This window comes from Microbacterium barkeri, assembly GCF_027921765.1.
Taxonomy (GTDB): Bacteria; Actinomycetota; Actinomycetes; order Actinomycetales; family Microbacteriaceae; genus Microbacterium; species Microbacterium barkeri.
This window is the reverse complement of sequence record NZ_BSEJ01000001.1, coordinates 413,176-429,503: the sequence shown is the minus strand read 5'-3', so window position 1 is coordinate 429,503 and position 16,328 is coordinate 413,176. Positions and strand designations below refer to the sequence as shown.

Sequence of the window (16,328 nt, the reverse complement as noted above, 5' to 3'; positions counted from 1 at the left end):
GCCGTCGTGCTCGGCGCGGCACGCGCCGCGTGATGCAAAGAGATGGTTGCAAAGAGCCGTTTGCAAAGATATCTTTGCGTTATGACCGACGAACAGGCGAAGGTGTCCGAGGAGCGCGAGACGCGCGTGCTCGACACGGCGGCGCTGCGTGCGCTCGCACATCCGCTGCGGGTGCGCATCCTCGACCTGCTGAGCAGGGAGGGCCCGCAGACCGCGAGCTCGCTCGCCGCGCTCACGGGCGAGTCATCCGGCTCGACGAGCTACCACCTGCGGATGCTCGCGCGCCACGATCTCGTCCGCGAGGTCGCGGGGCGCGGCGGCCGGGAGCGGTGGTGGGAGCGGCCCCGCGGCCGGATCGCCTTCGGCAGCGAGTCGGTCGGCGACTCGCCGGCCGGCAGAGCCGTGCTCCAGGTGGCCGTCGCCGAGTACCACCGGGCGCGCTTCCAGGAGATGTTCGACTACTTCACGGGCGGGTACGACGACGAGCCCGAGGAGTGGCGCGACGCGAGCGTCTCGACGACGTCGACCGCCCATCTCACCGCGGCGCAGCTCAAGGAGCTCGCCGAGCGCGCGGACGCGCTGTTCAGCGAGTACGTCGACCGCTACCGCGGGCAGGAGGGCGAGGGTGTGCGGAGCGTGTCTCTGCGCGCCGACCTCTTCCCCCTTCCGCAGAGAGGAGCAGGATCATGACCACGCTCACCGTGACGCTGTCGGTCACGATGCCCGACGCGGCGCCGCCGTTCGCGCTCGGCGCGGGGGAGCGGCTGGCGCTGCGCGTCGCCGAGGGCCTCCAGGCGCGCGTGCATCGGCGCGCGGCCGCGCGGACGGCGCGCATCGCGGCGGATCTCGCCCGCGAGGGGCTCATCGCCGAGTCGCGGCGCGCCGGCGATCGCGCCGCGGCCGCGAACGGCGTCGGAGCGCTGCGCTGGTGAGGCGCCGCCGACGACGTCGGCGGCGCCTCTCAATCGGAGAACGGGCGCGAGATCGCGACCCCGTCGGGGCCGATGACGACCTCGATCCCCGTGTCGAGCTCGGCGATCGGCCGTCCCTCCAGCCACGTGAGCGTCCACGACGGCCGCGGAGCGTCATCCGGCAGCTCCGCCTCGACGCGCGAGATCTCCGCGCGCAGCGAGGCGGGCACGCTGGCCGGCGGCTCCGAGCCGGCCGACCAGCGCGTTCCGAGCTGCATCAGGCCTCCTCGGCCAGCTGGATGTCGGTGACCGCGAACGCGTCGGCGTCCTCGATCTCGAGCGCGGCGATCCGGCCGACGGCCCTGAGGTCGTCGGCGGCGAGCCGCAGGGCGGCCGCGCGCTCGGCGGGAGCCGCGACGACTGCGCGGGCGACGGGCGTCTTCTGCGAGGCCTTCGCCTCGGTCTTCGCGCGGCGGATGCCGATCAGGGCCTCGCTCGCGGCGGCGAGCACGGCCGTGTCGCCGCCGAGCCCGGTCGGCTCGGGCCAGGCTGCGCGATGCACCGAGCCGGTCTCGAACCAGGACCACGCCTCCTCCGCGGCGAAGACGACGACGGGCGCGAGCAGGCGCAGGAGCGTCGAGAGCGCGGTGCGCAGCGCGACGGCCGCCGAGGCGCCCGCGTCGCCGCCCGCGTACGCGCGCTCCTTCACGAGCTCGAGGTAGTCGTCGCAGAACGTCCAGAAGAACGACTCCGAGAGCTCGAGGGCGCGGGCGTGGTCGTACGCGTCGAGCGCGGCCGTCGCCTGCACCACGACGTCGTCGAGCGCGGCGAGCATCGACAGATCGAGCGGCTCGGTGACCGAGGCGCCCTCGGGTGCCTCGAAGCCCAGCACGAACTTCGCGGCGTTGAGGACCTTGATCGCGAGGCGGCGTCCGATCTTGATCTGCGTCGGGTTCTGCGGGTCGAACGCGGCATCCGTCCCGAGGCGGCTCGACGCGGCCCAGTACCGGACGGCGTCGGACCCGTGCTTCTCGAGGATGTCGGCGGGCGTGACGACGTTGCCCTTCGACTTCGACATCTTCTTGCGGTCCGGGTCCACGATGAAGCCGGAGATCGCGGCGTGCGCCCACGGCGCACGGTCGTCCTCGAGAGCGCTGCGCAGCAGGGTCGAGAAGAGCCACGTGCGGATGATGTCCTGGCCCTGCGGGCGCAGGTCGAACGGCGCCACGAGGCTCCACAGATCCTCGTCGCGCTGCCATCCGCCCGCGAGCTGCGGGGTCAGCGACGACGTCGCCCACGTGTCGAAGACGTCGGTCTCCGCCTCGAATCCGCCCGGCACGCCGCGCTGGTCCTCGGTGTAGCCCGGCGGGACGTCGCTCGACGGGTCGACCGGGAGGCTCGCGGCGTCGGGCACGAGGACGCGCGCGTAGTCGCGCTCGCCGTTGTCGTCAAGGCCGTACCAGACCGGGATCGGCACGCCGAAGAAGCGCTGACGCGACACGAGCCAGTCGCCCGTGAGGCCGTTCACCCAGTTCTCGTAGCGGACCCGCATGAACTCGGGGTGCCACTCGATCTCCTGGCCGAGCGCGAGGAGCCGCTCGCGCAGCTCGGCGTCGCGCGCTCCGTTGCGGATGTACCACTGGCGCGTCGAGACGATCTCGAGCGGTCGGTCGCCCTTCTCGAAGAACTTCACGGGATGCGTGAACGGGGCCGACACGCTCGTGAGCTCGCCGGACTCCTCCAGCAGCTCGACCATCCGCTTCTTGGCGCTGAAGACCGTCTTGCCGGCGATCTCCGCGAACGCGGCCCTGCCGCCATCCGACGTGATCGCCTCGGGCGCGTCGGCGACGACGCGGCCGTCCTTGCCGATGATGGTCCGGTTGGGGAGGTCGAGCTCCCGCCACCAGATGATGTCGGTCACGTCGCCGAACGTGCAGATCATCGCGATGCCCGAGCCCTTGTCGGGCTGCGCGAGCGGGTGCGCGAGGACGGGGACCTCGACGCCGAACACGGGCGTCGTCACGGTCGAGCCGAAGACGGGCTGGTAGCGCTCGTCGTCGGGGTGAGCGACGAGGGCGACGCACGCCGCGAGCAGCTCGGGACGCGTCGTCTCGATGTGGATGTCGCCCGAGCCATCCGTCCGGTGGAACGCGAGGCGGTGGTAGGCGGCCTGCTGGTCGCGATCCTCGAGCTCCGCCTGCGCGATCGCGGAGCGGAAGTCGACGTCCCACAGGGTGGGAGCGAGGTCCTGGTACGCCTCGCCCCGCTCGAGGTTCTTCAGGAAGGCGAGCTGGCTCGTGCGGATGGTGTCGTCCGAGATCGTCCGGTAGGTCTGCGTCCAGTCGACCGAGAGCCCGAGGGTGCGCCACAGGTCCTCGAAGGTCTTCTCGTCCTCGACTGTGAGCTTCTCGCACAGTTCGATGAAGTTGCGGCGGCTCACCGGGATCTGGTCGGCGGCCTTGATCGTCTTCGTCGTCCCCTCGAACGGCGGTGTGAAGTCGGGGTCGTAGGGCAGCGACGGGTCGCAGCGCACGCCGTAGTAGTTCTGCACGCGGCGCTCGGTGGGCAGGCCGTTGTCGTCCCAGCCGATCGGGTAGAAGACCGTCTTGCCGCGCATGCGCTCGTAGCGGGTCTTCACGTCGGTGTGCGTGTACGAGAACACGTGGCCGATGTGGAGACTGCCGCTCGCGGTGGGCGGCGGGGTGTCGACCGAGAAGACGCCGGCGCGCCCCTTCGCGCGGGCGGCGTCGCGGTCGAAGAGGTAGGTGCCCTGCTGCTCCCAGGACTCACCCCACTTCGCTTCGAGACCCTCGAGTGCGGGCTTGTCGGGAATGGCGGCCATGGGATCTCCTCGCGCGCTATGTACGGCACGGTGTCTGCGTGCCTGAGTGTGGGTGCGCGACCAGTGTACCGGGGCGGGGAGGACTGGCCCGGGAGGGCCGGGGCCGGCGGCGGGGCCGGCGGGCGGCGTGGCCGGCGGGCGGGGCGTGGCCGGGCCGGCGGGGCGGGGCCGGCGGGCGGTCGGCGCCGTTCGCCGCGTTTCGCGGCGATTCGGATGGCATTCGCCGCGTTTCGGGGCACGTCCCGCGGACATCCGCCTCGTTCTGCGGCGAACCCGCGCCGCTTCGCCGCATTCCGCGGCGTGCGGGATCGAGCCCGCCGCGCCCGTCGGCAGCCGCACGCCGTGTGCACAGGAGCGCGACGACGGCGTGCCTCCTCCCCCGGCTGGGGAGAGTCGTCGACTGGCCCCGGTCCGCGCGCAGAGTCGGAGCATGTCGCGATCGCCGTCCCCCTTGCCGCAGCGCGTCTCCGGTCGCGCCTTCCGCGTGGAGGAGGTGCCGGAGGTGTCGTCAGCGCGGCTCCGCGCCGGCGATCTCTGGATTCCCGCGCAGGGGGTGCGCCTGCCGACGCAGTTCACCGACCTCGAGAGCATCTGCCAGGCCATTCTCCTGACGATGCCTCCGTCGGCGGCGTTCAGCCATGAGACGGCCGCCCGGCTCCTGGCGCTTCCCCTGCCTCGCCGGCTCATCGCCCCGGGCCGGGTGCACGTCACGACTCCCACCGGCGTGCGCGCGCGCCGCGGGCGGCGGATCGTCGGACACGAGCGAGGCCTGCCCGCTGACGCGGTGGAGGTGCTGCGCGGCGTTCCCGTGACCACGCCGGCGCGCACCTTCTGCGACCTCGCCGGTGCCCTGACGCTGGCGGAGCTCGTCGCGCTCGGCGACGCGGCGGCGCGCATGTGCGGGTCCGAAGCCCTGCGTCGCGCGGCGGAGGCGGTTCCTCGCGGGCGAGGACCGGCAAAGCTCGGCCGTGCGATCGAGCTCGTCGATCCCGGCGCGGAGTCGCCCAAGGAGTCGGAGCTGCGCGTCCTCCTCGTCGAGGAGGGGCTCGGAACCCTCGAGACGAACTTCGAGCTCTTCGACGATGAGGGCCGCTTCGTCGCTCGCGTCGACCTCGCGCTCACTGCGCTGAGGATCGCGATCGAGTACGAGGGCGATCACCACCGGGACAAGGAGCAGTGGCGGCGCGATCTCGCACGTCGACGCAGGATCGAGGCGCTCGGATGGGTCTACATCCCGGTGACGCAGGCGGATCTCGACGACCCGCGTCGGCTGCTCGCGGATGTGCGAGCGGCTATCGCACGGCGACGCTGACTGTGCACTTCGGCCTTGCCGCGAATCGCGGCGATCCGCCATCCGTTCGCCGCGTTCTGCGGCGAGCCTCCTGTGGACCTGCCTCGGAATGCGGTGATCAGCCTCGGGTTGGACGCGGTCTGCGGCGAACCGGGATGCGACCGCCTCAGCCCGCCGCGCCTCAGCCCTTCACGTCGATCCCCGCGGCCGCCGCGAACGCGGGAGCGAGCATCCGCACCTGGTCGTCCGTGAGCGTGGTGCCGCGCAGGGCGAGCACGTCGAGGTAGGACAGCGCGTCGAGCCCGCGCAGGTCGAGGTCGGCGGCGCGCATGCCGCGCGGGTCGACCTCGTCGGCCCGACAGCCCTCGAACGCCACCCGCGTCAGGCGCGCCTGCGGCAGATCGATCGCACGGATGGTGCTGTCGACGATGCGCACATCCTCCAGTCGTGCGCCCGCGAACGAGAGGTAGTCCACGCGCACGTCGCGCAGCTCGAGCTCCGCGACGCCCGCGTCCGCGAGGTCGAGCGTCCCGATGCGGCCGCCCGTGACGCGCAGTCGACGGATGGTCGCGTCGCGGGCGACGACGGAGACGGCGCGGATGTCGGAGATCTCGACGTCGATGAGCGTCGCGCCGCGCAGGGCGAGGGTCTCGACCGACGGCGCGGCGATGACGCACTCCTCGAGCGACGCGTGCTCGAGGTCGACGTCGCCCGCGAGACCCGCCAGGCGCGACCGCTGCAGGTCCGCGTATCGCCGAGGGACGGCGTCCTCGAGGGCGTCCGGCAGATCCGGTGCGCTCACGCGCGGGGCGATCGGGCGATCCTGCTTCCTGGCCATCCGTCGACCCTACGCGCCCGCGCCGACACGCCGTGCGCACCGGCGCCCGGCGGCGGTAGGATGGGGGCATCGGCACCGATCCGGCCATCACCGGGGAGCTCGCGGAAGAACGGGAACGCAAGGACCTCAGTAGAACCGCGCGGGGCAGGCCCGTCACAGCCGCAGTGAGAGCGGCGTCGCATGCGGCGCAACGCGGGGTGGTACCGCGGCTCCTGCCGTCTCGTCGGCGGAGGTCGTCCTCGCAGTCCCCTAGGAACTGCTGGAGTGAGATGACCTACCCGAAGTCCTCGTTCGGCCCCGCCGCCGACAAGAGCACCGTCGTGCCGAGCCCCCGCTTCCCCGAGATCGAGCGCGAGATCCTCGACTTCTGGGCCGCGGACGACACCTTCCGTGCGTCGATCGCGCAGCGCGAGGGCGCCGAGGAGTGGGTCTTCTACGACGGGCCGCCGTTCGCGAACGGCCTGCCGCACTACGGGCACCTCCTCACCGGGTACGCGAAGGACCTCTTCCCGCGCTTCCAGACGATGCGCGGGCGCAAGGTCGACCGCGTGTTCGGCTGGGACACCCACGGGCTCCCCGCCGAGCTCGAGGCGATGAAGCAGCTCGGCATCACCGAGAAGCACGAGATCCTCGAGATGGGGATCGACGCGTTCAACGCCAAGGCCCGCGACTCCGTGCTCGCCTACACGCGCGAGTGGGAGGACTACGTCACCCGCCAGGCGCGCTGGGTGGACTTCGAGCGCGGCTACAAGACGCTCGACACGACGTACATGGAGAGCGTCCTCTGGGCGTTCAAGACGCTGTTCGACAAGGGCCTCGCCTACGAGGGCTACCGCGTGCTCCCGTACTGCTGGCGCGACCAGACGCCGCTGTCGAACCACGAGCTGCGCATGGACGACGACGTCTACAAGATGCGGCAGGACCCGTCGGTCACGGTGACCTTCCCGCTCGTCGGCGAGAAGGCAGCGGCGCTGGGCATCGAGGGCGCGCGCGCCCTGGCCTGGACGACGACCCCGTGGACGCTGCCGACGAACATGTCCCTCGCGGTCGGCCCGGACATCGTGTACGCGGTCGTCCCGGTCGGCCCGAACGGGGCAGGCGAGGCGGCGGATGGCGCGGAGTTCCTGCTCGCGGAGGACCTCCTCGGCGGCTATGCCAAGGACCTCGGCTACGACGACGCGGCCGCCGCGCGCGAGGCCGTGCGCGTCCGCGTCACGGGCGAGCAGCTCCGCGACGTCGCCTACGAGCGGCTGTGGGACTACTTCGCCGACGCCGAGACCTGGGGCACGCAGCGCGCGTGGCGGATCCTCGTCGACGACTACGTCACCACCGGCGACGGCACGGGCATCGTCCACCAGGCTCCCGCCTACGGTGAGGACGACAAGCGCCTCAACGACGCCGCGGGCATCCCCACCATCGTGTCGCTCGGCGACGACGGCCGCTTCCTCGACATCGTCCCGGACGTCGCCGGCGAGCTCTGGCTCGACGCGAACACCCCGCTCGTGCGCCTGCTGCGCCAGGGCGGGCGGCTCCTGCGCCTGCAGTCGTACGAGCACTCGTACCCGCACTGCTGGCGCTGCCGGAACCCGCTCATCTACAAGGCCGTGTCGAGCTGGTTCATCCGGGTGACCGACTTCCGCGACCGCCTCGTCGAGCTCAACGAGCAGATCACGTGGGCGCCCGAGAACGTCAAGCACGGCCAGTTCGGGAAGTGGGTCGAGGGCGCGCGCGACTGGTCGATCAGCCGCAACCGCTTCTGGGGCTCGCCGATCCCCGTGTGGAAGTCGGATGACCCGAATCACCCCCGCGTGGACGCCTACGGCTCGCTCGAGGAGCTCGAGCGCGACTTCGGCCGCCTCCCGCGCAACGAGAAGGGCGAGGTCGACCTGCACCGCCCGTACATCGACGAGCTCACGCGCCCGAACCCCGACGACCCGACGGGGAAGAGCACGATGCGCCGCATCGAGGACGTCTTCGACGTCTGGTTCGACTCGGGCTCGATGCCGTTCGCGCAGGTGCACTACCCGTTCGAGAACAAGGACTGGTTCGAGACGCACGCCCCGGCCGACTTCATCGTCGAGTACATCGGGCAGACGCGCGGCTGGTTCTACGTCATGCACGTGCTCTCGGGCGCGCTGTTCGACCGGCCCGCCTTCACGGGCGTCTCGTGCCACGGCATCGTGCTCGGCAACGACGGCCAGAAGATGTCGAAGTCGCTGCGGAACTACCCCGACGTGTCGGAGGTCTTCGACCGCGACGGGTCGGATGCCATGCGCTGGTTCCTCATGTCGTCGAGCGTGCTGCGCGGCGGCAACCTCGTCGTGACCGAGGAGGGAATCCGCTCGGGCGTGCGCGAGTTCCTCCTCCCGCTGTGGAACTCGTGGTACTTCTTCGCGACGTACGCGAACGCCGCAGCGGGCCCGGATGGCGCGGGCTACGAGGCCACGCGGCGCACGGACTCGACGGATGTGCTCGACCGCTACATCCTCGCGCTCACGGGCGACCTCGTGCGCGACGTCGCGGCCGACCTCGACCAGCTCGACTCCACGACGGCCTCGGCGCGGCTGCGCGACTTCGCCGAGGTCCTCACGAACTGGTACATCCGCCGCTCGCGGGACCGCTTCTGGCTCGGCGTCACGGACGACCCGCGCAGCCGCGAGGCCTTCGACACGCTCTACACCGTGCTCGAGACGCTCACGCGCGTCGCGGCGCCGCTCATCCCGCTCGTGAGCGAGCGCGTGTGGCAGGGGCTCACGGGTGGACGCAGCGTGCACCTCGAGGACTGGCCCGATGCCGCCGAGTTCGCCGATGCGGCCGACATCCGGACGGCCATGGACGCCGTGCGCGAGGCCTCGAGCGTCGCGAACGCGCTCCGCAAGAAGGAGGGGCTGCGCGTGCGCCTTCCGCTCGCGAAGCTGACCGTGGTGACGGCGAACGCAGAGGCGCTCGCGCAGTTCGACGACATCCTGCGCGACGAGCTCAACGTGAAGGCCGTCGAGCTCGTGGAGCTCGGCGACGACACGGCGGCCCAGTACGGCATCTCGCACCGCCTCACGGTCAACGCGCGCGCCGCGGGACCGCGTCTGGGCAAGCAGGTGCAGCAGGTCATCCGCGCCGCGAAGTCGGGCGCCTGGACCGAGCAGGACGGCGTCGTGACCGCCGACGGCATCGCCCTCGAGCCGGGGGAGTACGAGCTCGCACTCGACACGTCGGGCCGGCCGGATGGCGAGGCGATCGCGACCCTGCCGTCGGGCGGCTTCGTGCTGCTCGACACGACGACGACGCCGGAGCTCGAGGCCGAGGGCCTCGCCCGCGACGTCGTGCGCGCCGTGCAGGACACGCGCAAGGCCGCGGGCTTCGAGGTGAGCGACCGCATCCGCCTGCAGCTCGCGTTCGCGTCGGCCGACGACGCCGCTGCCGTGCGCCGCGCGTGGGATGTCGCCGACGTCGCGGGGGAGACCCTCGCCGTCGAGCACGCGGTCGTCGAGGGCTCGACGACCGACGCCGCGGAGCACACGGCGACCGTGCCCGCGGGAACCTACGCGAACGCGGGCGACTTCGCCGTCGCCGTCTCGCGAGTGGGGAGCGCCGCGTGAGCGCGAACGACCGGGCCAGGGCCGACGCCGTCTACGACGCGCTGCTGGCGAGGGCGGGGGAGCAGTGGGTGCAGCCGCGTGTCGAGCGCGTCGGCCGCATCCTCGAGCTCCTCGACGACCCGCAGCGCACCTACCGGGTCGTGCACATCACGGGGACGAACGGGAAGACCTCGACGGCACGCATCATCGAGAGCCTCATCCGCGCGCACGGCCTCCGCACGGGGCTGTTCACGAGCCCGCATCTCACCCGCTTCACCGAGCGGATACTCATCGACGGCGAGCCGATCGCGGATGCGGCGATCGCCGACGCCTGGGACGAGATCGAGCCCTTCGTCGGGATCGTCGACGCCGAGCTCGAGGCCCGCGGCGACGCGCGCCTGACGTTCTTCGAGCTCCTCACCGTGCTCGCGTTCGTCGCGTGCGCGGACGCGCCCGTCGACGTGCTCGTGCTCGAGGTGGGGATGGGCGGCAGCTGGGACTCCACGAACACGGCCGACGGCGACGTCGCGGTGCTCACGCCCATCGACATCGACCACGTGAGCCGCCTGGGATCGACCGTGGAGGAGATCGCCGAGGTCAAGGCCGGCATCATCAAGGACGGCGCGTCGGTCGTCTCCGCCGTCCAGCGTCCCGAGGCCGAGGCCGTCATCCGCCGCGTCGCCGCGCAGAGGAACGCGACCGTCGCGTTCGAGGGGCAGGACTTCGCCCTCGTCGACGACCGGCTCGCGGTCGGCGGTCAGCTCATCTCCGTCAAGGGCCTCGCCGGCTCGTACGACGAGGAGTACCTCCCGCTCTACGGGCGTCATCAGGGGCAGAACGCCGCGGTCGCGATCGCGGCGGTCGAGGCGCTGATCGGCGCGGGCAGCCAGGCGATCGCGTCGGGCGTGCTCACCGACGGGCTCCAGCAGGCGACCTCGCCGGGTCGGCTCCAGCTCGTCGGCATCGAGCCGACCGTCGTCGTGGACGCCGCGCACAACCCGCACGGCGCGCGCGCCCTCGCGGCCGCGCTGAAGGAGTCGTTCGACTTCGACGAGTGGGGCGTCGTCCTCGGCGTCCTCGACGACAAGGACGCCGCGGGCATCGTGGCCGCGCTCGCCCCGGTCGCCGCGCACGTCTTCGCCACGGCTCCGTCGTCGGACCGCGCGAGCGACGCGGATCGACTCGCCGACATCGCGGAGGCCGCGGGCCTCCGCGTCACGGTGCACTCCGGCGTCTACGACGCGGCAGAGGCGGCTCGCGCGTGGGCGCAGGAGGCGCCGCGCCGCGCGGTCGCGATCGCGGGCTCGGTCGTGCTCGCGGGAGAGGCCGTCCTGCTCGCGCAGGAGGAGGAGTGGAAGCCGGTGAGCGGAGCGTGACGGGCGCCGCGCGCCGGGCGCCGCGCTACCGCGCCCTGCCCGAGAAGATCGGCTCGATCGTCCTCGTGTTCGAGGCGGTCGTCGTGTTCCTCGCCGGCCTGTCGATCTACGGGCTCCGCGCGCTTCCCGAGCCGATCGCCCCGTGGTGGGGGATCGTCGCGGGCGCCGTCGTCGCCATCCTGATGGTGCTCACGAGCGGCCTGCTCCGGCACCGCTGGGCGTTCGCCGTCGGATGGGCGCTCCAGGTCGCGACCGCCCTGGGCGCGCTCTTCGTGCCCGCGATCCTGCTCGTCACGCTCGTGTTCGGCGGCATGTGGGCGTATGCGACGATCGGAGGGGCGCGGATCGAGCGGCGCGTCTCCGCGCAGCGCGCCGCGGCCGAGTCCGAGACCGACTGACCGGCACCCGCACCACCCGTTCCACGAGAAAGGCACTCCCATGGCCACCGAAGAGACCCTCGTCCTCGTCAAGCCCGATGGCGTCGCCCGCGGCCTCACCGGCGAGATCCTCCGCCGCATCGAGGCGAAGGGCTACTCGCTCGTCGACATCAAGCTCGTCGAGCCGAGCCGCGACCTCCTCGCCCGGCACTACGCCGAGCATGAGGGCAAGCCGTTCTACGAGCCGCTCCTCGAGTTCATGCTGTCGGGCCCCGTCGTCGCGATCCGCGTCGCCGGGAACCGCGTGATCGAGGGCTTCCGCGCGCTCGCCGGCACGACCGACCCGACGACCGCCGCCCCGGGCACCATCCGCGGCGACCTCGGCCGCGACTGGGGCCTCGCCGTGCAGCAGAACCTCGTGCACGGCTCGGACAGCCCCGAGTCCGCCGCCCGCGAGCTCGAGATCTGGTTCTAGACACTCAGCGAGCGGAGCGAGCCGCCCCCGGTCGTTGAGCGATGCTTCGGCTCAGTCGCTGCGCTCCCTCGCTCAGCACGGGTCTCCGCGAGTCGAAACGCACTCAGCGAGCCGAGCGAGCCGGCATCGGGAACGCTCCCGATGCCGGCTCTCTGCATGCGTCGGCCTAGAACAGCATCCCGAGGACGTCGAGGCGCAGCTGGGCCATGACCGCGATGGCGACGTAGCTCAGCACGGCGAGGAGCGGCAGCCAGCCGATGAGCGCGTCGGCGCCCCTGCGCACGGGACGCGGGAGGGGGATCGCCCCGATCCGGATGGCGTGGAGCAGCACCGCGTAGAACGACGGGATGGTGACGACCCACGTCACCATGCACCACGGGCACAGCGTCCCGATGACGAAGATGCTCTGGCCGATGAGCCAGCACACGAAGCCGAACGCGAACGCCATTCCGAGGGTGAACAGAGCCCAGAACCAGCGGGAGAAGCGCGCGCCGGCGAGGAGCGCCATCCCGACGACGACCGGGGCGACCCATCCGGTGACCCCGAGCAGCGGGTTCGGGAAGCCGAACACGGAGCCCTGCCAGGCGTCGAGGTTCGCGGCGCACTGGACGAGCACGTTGAAGTCGCAGCCGAGCGCCGCACTCGGGTTCTCCAGCAGGTGGAACTTCTCGACCGTGAGCGAGAACGCCGCCCACCAGCCGATGACGCCGGCGACGACGAGCCAGATGGCCAGAGCGGTGGGGCGCGTGCGAGTCTCGGGCATGGTCGGATTATCGCATCGCGGCCTGCGCGCGCCGTCCGCGCGGCGCGCCCGGGCACCCTTCCTCGCGCCTCAGGGTGCGGGTGAACAGCAGGTAGTGAGATAATGGTCCCGACGTGCACCCCGGCGAGGTCGGGGAGCCGTCGAGTGACAAGACTTCGGGGCAACGGCTGCCCCGCGCGACCAGAGCGAAGTGCCGGTCGCATGCCGATGGAGTTCGCGGCCGCGCGATGCGGGGCCGCACGAGATTCTCGGGCGGACCTCCGCCCCGCAGGGAGTACGCCAGCGATGGCTGAAGTGAACAACGACACAGACGGAACCTTCGACGCGAACGGAGGCGACGAGGCGGCTGTCGAGCCCACGACGCAGCCCGACGCGCAGCGCGAGAGCGCCGCGGACGAGACGCCGGACGCGCCCGACGCACCGCAGGTCGAGAAGGCCGAGCAGGCATCGGATGGTGCGGAGCCGGCCGCCGAGACGGACGCGGCCGAGGACGAGAGCTCGGAAGCCGGATCCGCGGAATCCGACGCGACGGCGGACTCCGACGCGCGGGCGGAGGACTCCGAGGCGACGGCGGACTCCGACGCGCCGGCAGAGGACGAGGTGCCGGCGGAGGAGCCTGAGCCCGAGCCGGTCACCGCGGTGAGCCTCGGCCTCCTCCCGGCCGACTTCGTCTCGCGCGTCACGACGGACCTGCACTTCTACGCGCCCGACATCACGCCGCTGCCCGCGCTCCCCGAGCCCGAGCCCGAGGAGCAGCAGGGCGGGCGCTCGTCGCGCCGTCGGCGCCGTCGCGGCGGATCCGACGGGGTCGACGAGGCGCCGCAGGACGAGCCGCGCCGCCGGCAGCGCGTCGTCGAGGTGATCACCGAGCCGCAGCGCATCAAGGGCTCGACGCGCCTCGAGGCGAAGAAGCAGCGCCGTCGGGACGGCCGGGAGGCGGGCCGCCGTCGCCCCGTCGTGACCGAGGCCGAGTTCCTCGCCCGCCGCGAGGCGGTGGACCGCCAGATGATCGTCCGCTCGAAGAACGGGCGCATCCAGATCGCCGTGCTCGAGGACAACGTGCTCGTCGAGCACTACGTGGCGCGCAACCAGGACGCATCGCTCATCGGCAACGTGTACCTCGGCCGCGTGCAGAACGTGCTGCCCAGTATGGAGGCCGCGTTCGTCGACATCGGCCGCGGCCGCAACGCCGTGCTGTACTCGGGCGAGGTCGACTGGGATGCCGTCGAGACCGGCAACCAGCCGCGTCGCATCGAGCTCGCGCTCAAGCAGGGCGACCGCGTCCTCGTGCAGGTCACGAAGGACCCCGTGGGCCACAAGGGCGCGCGCCTGACCAGCCAGATCTCGCTCCCGGGCCGCTACCTCGTGTACGTGCCGGGCGGCGCCATGAACGGCATCTCGCGCAAGCTGCCCGACACCGAGCGGGCGCGCCTCAAGAAGATCCTCAAGGAGGTGCTCCCCGAGTCGTCGGGCGTCATCGTCCGCACCGCCGCGGAGGGCGCCACCGAGGAGCAGCTGACCCGCGACGTCAACCGCCTCACCTCGCAGTGGGCGCACATCAACGAGCTCGTGCAGAAGGGCAACGCACCCGCGCTGCTGCACAGCGAGCCCGACCTGCTCGTCAAGATCATCCGCGATGTCTTCAACGAGGACTTCACGAAGCTCCTCATCCAGGGCGCGGAGGCGCAGCGGACGATCGTCGACTACCTCACGGGCGTCGCGCCCGACCTGCTCGACCGCGTCGAGCACTACGAGGGCGACCGCGACCCCTTCGACGAGTACCGCATCACGGAGCAGATCGAGAAGGCGCTCGACCGCAAGGTCTGGCTGCCGTCGGGCGGCTCGCTCGTCATCGACCGCACCGAGGCGATGACGGTCGTCGACGTGAACACGGGCAAGTTCGTCGGCTCGGGGGGCAACCTCGAGGAGACCGTCACGAAGAACAACCTCGAGGCGGCCGAGGAGATCGTCCGCCAGCTGCGGCTGCGCGACATCGGCGGCATCATCGTGGTCGACTTCATCGACATGGTGCTCGAGTCCAACCGCGACCTCGTCCTGCGGCGCCTCATCGAGTGCCTGAGCCGGGACCGGACGAAGCACCAGGTCGCCGAGGTCACCTCGCTCGGCCTCGTGCAGATGACCCGCAAGAAGCTCGGCCTGGGCCTGCTCGAGACGTTCAGCGAGCCGTGCGAGGTGTGCGCGGGCCGCGGCGTCATCGTCCATCACGACCCCGTGGTCAAGCACCGCTCGAACGGCGCAGGCTCGAACGGCTCGAGCGGCTCCGGCCGTCGCTCGCGCGGCGGGCAGTCGTCCCAGAGCGCGGCGCCCGCGCAGCCGTCGTCGGCCGCGCACGTCATCACGGACGGCGTGAAGTCGGCGCTCGCGCAGATCGCCGCGTCGACGATCGCGAAGCCGGAGTCCGAGGCGTCGGAGCCGCAGCGCCCCGAGCAGCCCGCGCGCGCGGAGCAGCCGGCCGACCTCGCGTCACTCGGCATCGAGCTCCCCGAGGGGCCGCGCGGCGGCGCCCAGAGCGAGGAGCGCGAGCGTCCGCGGCGACCCCGCAAGAAGCGCTCGGTCGAGAAGCCCCCGTCGGTCGCGCCGACGTCGGAGGCCGCCCAGCTGCTCGACTCCGTGCTCGAGGCGCTCCCCGAGCCGAAGGCGCCCGGTCAGGGCCGTGCCCGCCGTCGTGTCACGACGGCCGCGCTGCTCGGCACAGCGGTCACCGTCAATCCCGCGACCCGCGACGGGGAGTGACGTCACGCGCTCGGGGCTTCAGCGGCGGTCCCGAGCGCGCACCCGCAGGCCGGAGGCGATGAGGGCGCGCGTGAGCTCGTGCGCCGAGACCGCCGTGGCGCCCGCCGCGACGAGCCGGGGAAGCGCGTCCTCCGGCACGTCGTAGTGGTCGCGGTCGAACGCCCGCCGTGGGATGTCGTTGGCCGCTGCGAAGGCATGCAGCTCGGCGAGGCTCTCGTCGCTCACGAGATGGGCCCACAGGCGCCCGTGCGCGGGCCACATCGCCTGGTCGACGAGAACGGTCATGGCCATCCAGCCTACGGACATCCGCGCCCGACGCGCCGCGTCGCCGCTTTTGGCCGAACCGCCCGACATCGGGTAAAGTATTCCTTTGGTGCGTCCCCTGTCGCGCGCTCTCCCACTGGCGGCGCGACGAAAGTCTTGCCCGAGACGCACCTCGCACATCCGGTGCGACCCGCAAGCGAAGTCTTCCCGTGAGATTCGGAAGCCGCACGGCTTCCCCAATGAAACAGGTATGAACGTGGTTTACGCAGTTGTTCGCGCCGGTGGCCGGCAGGAGAAGGTCGAGGTCGGGACCATCGTGACGCTCGACCGCCTCAAGGCTGCCGAGGGTGAGACGATCGAGCTGCCCGCCGTCCTCTTCGTCGACGGCGACACCGTGACGACCGACGCCAAGAAGCTGGCGAAGGTCAAGGTCACCGCCGAGGTCCTCGGCGACCTGCGCGGCCCCAAGATCGTCATCCAGAAGTACAAGAACAAGACCGGCTACAAGAAGCGCCAGGGTCACCGTCAGGACCTGACGCGCGTCAAGGTCACCGGCATCAAGTAAGCGGAAGAGGCTCCAGAGATGGCACATAAGAAGGGCGCAAGCTCCACCCGCAACGGCCGCGACTCGAACGCGCAGCGCCTCGGCGTCAAGCGCTTCGGCGGCCAGACCGTCAACGCGGGCGAGATCCTCGTCCGTCAGCGCGGCACGCACTTCCACCCGGGCGCCAACGTGGGCCGCGGCGGCGACGACACGCTCTTCGCGCTCGCTGCCGGCGCCGTGGAGTTCGGCACCAAGGGCGGCCGCAAGGTCGTCAACATCGTCGCGGGCGAGTAATCACCGCAGACGCACATGCATCTG

Annotated in this window: 15 protein-coding genes; 10 read left to right on the top strand and 5 right to left on the bottom strand. The window is 71.8% G+C overall.

Annotated elements, in window-relative coordinates; translation table 11 throughout:
- Positions 1–81 precede the first annotated feature (81 nt).
- Entirely contained in the window at positions 82–690 is a 609-nt protein-coding gene (locus tag PKE79_RS02170) for a winged helix-turn-helix domain-containing protein (protein ID WP_271172017.1), read from the top strand.
- Entirely contained in the window at positions 687–932 is a 246-nt protein-coding gene (locus PKE79_RS02165; protein ID WP_271172016.1) for a hypothetical protein, read from the top strand. Before PKE79_RS02170 ends, PKE79_RS02165 begins: the two co-directional genes overlap by 4 nt.
- Positions 933–961: 29 nt before the next feature.
- Here the strand turns inward: PKE79_RS02165 and PKE79_RS02160 are convergent, their stop codons facing one another.
- The gene (locus tag PKE79_RS02160; protein WP_271172015.1) at positions 962–1,189 is read right to left on the bottom strand and encodes a hypothetical protein; all 228 of its coding nucleotides are present in this window, start codon (positions 1,187–1,189) and stop codon (positions 962–964) included.
- Positions 1,189–3,753: a valine--tRNA ligase gene (valS, locus tag PKE79_RS02155; protein ID WP_271172014.1), complete on the bottom strand. Its 2,565-nt coding sequence runs from the start codon at positions 3,751–3,753 to the stop codon at positions 1,189–1,191. The genes PKE79_RS02160 and valS overlap by 1 nt, the downstream gene beginning before the upstream one ends.
- Positions 3,754–4,183: 430 nt before the next feature.
- Here valS and PKE79_RS02150 point away from each other — a divergent pair, with 430 nt between their 5' ends.
- On the top strand, positions 4,184–5,065 hold the full coding sequence (locus tag PKE79_RS02150; RefSeq protein WP_271172013.1) for a type IV toxin-antitoxin system AbiEi family antitoxin: 882 nt from the start codon (positions 4,184–4,186) through the stop codon (positions 5,063–5,065).
- A gap of 160 nt (positions 5,066–5,225) precedes the next feature.
- Here the strand turns inward: PKE79_RS02150 and PKE79_RS02145 are convergent, their stop codons facing one another.
- Complete coding sequence (locus PKE79_RS02145) at positions 5,226–5,882, bottom strand: pentapeptide repeat-containing protein (RefSeq protein ID WP_271172012.1); 657 nt, start codon at positions 5,880–5,882, stop codon at positions 5,226–5,228.
- A gap of 269 nt (positions 5,883–6,151) precedes the next feature.
- Between PKE79_RS02145 and ileS the strand changes: the two genes are divergently transcribed.
- From ileS to ndk, 4 genes are read left to right on the top strand one after another with little or no spacing between them, the layout of a single operon-like run.
- Positions 6,152–9,478 (top strand): isoleucine--tRNA ligase, encoded by a 3,327-nt coding sequence (ileS, locus tag PKE79_RS02140; protein ID WP_271172011.1) that lies wholly within the window; start codon positions 6,152–6,154, stop codon positions 9,476–9,478.
- Positions 9,475–10,833, top strand: a complete 1,359-nt coding sequence (locus tag PKE79_RS02135; RefSeq protein WP_271172010.1) for a bifunctional folylpolyglutamate synthase/dihydrofolate synthase — start codon at positions 9,475–9,477, stop codon at positions 10,831–10,833. The genes ileS and PKE79_RS02135 overlap by 4 nt, the downstream gene beginning before the upstream one ends.
- Complete coding sequence (locus PKE79_RS02130) at positions 10,809–11,231, top strand: DUF4233 domain-containing protein (protein WP_271172009.1); 423 nt, start codon at positions 10,809–10,811, stop codon at positions 11,229–11,231. The genes PKE79_RS02135 and PKE79_RS02130 overlap by 25 nt, the downstream gene beginning before the upstream one ends.
- Before the next feature lie 40 nt (positions 11,232–11,271).
- Positions 11,272–11,685 (top strand): nucleoside-diphosphate kinase, encoded by a 414-nt coding sequence (gene ndk, locus PKE79_RS02125; protein ID WP_271172008.1) that lies wholly within the window; start codon positions 11,272–11,274, stop codon positions 11,683–11,685.
- A 166-nt stretch (positions 11,686–11,851) separates the two neighbouring features.
- Here the strand turns inward: ndk and PKE79_RS02120 are convergent, their stop codons facing one another.
- Positions 11,852–12,448, bottom strand: coding sequence for a vitamin K epoxide reductase family protein (locus PKE79_RS02120; protein WP_271172007.1), 597 nt, complete (start codon positions 12,446–12,448; stop codon positions 11,852–11,854).
- Between the two features lie 285 nt (positions 12,449–12,733).
- On the opposite strand from PKE79_RS02120, the gene PKE79_RS02115 reads away from it, so the two are divergent.
- Positions 12,734–15,202 (top strand): Rne/Rng family ribonuclease, encoded by a 2,469-nt coding sequence (locus PKE79_RS02115; RefSeq protein WP_271172006.1) that lies wholly within the window; start codon positions 12,734–12,736, stop codon positions 15,200–15,202.
- 18 nt (positions 15,203–15,220) lie between these two features.
- Here the strand turns inward: PKE79_RS02115 and PKE79_RS02110 are convergent, their stop codons facing one another.
- Complete coding sequence (locus PKE79_RS02110; RefSeq protein ID WP_271172005.1) at positions 15,221–15,487, bottom strand: DUF4031 domain-containing protein; 267 nt, start codon at positions 15,485–15,487, stop codon at positions 15,221–15,223.
- Between the two features lie 235 nt (positions 15,488–15,722).
- Between PKE79_RS02110 and rplU the strand changes: the two genes are divergently transcribed.
- Entirely contained in the window at positions 15,723–16,031 is a 309-nt protein-coding gene (gene rplU, locus PKE79_RS02105) for a 50S ribosomal protein L21 (protein ID WP_271172186.1), read from the top strand.
- A gap of 18 nt (positions 16,032–16,049) precedes the next feature.
- Positions 16,050–16,304: a 50S ribosomal protein L27 gene (gene rpmA / locus PKE79_RS02100; protein ID WP_271172004.1), complete on the top strand. Its 255-nt coding sequence runs from the start codon at positions 16,050–16,052 to the stop codon at positions 16,302–16,304.
- Positions 16,305–16,328: the final 24 nt, after the last annotated feature.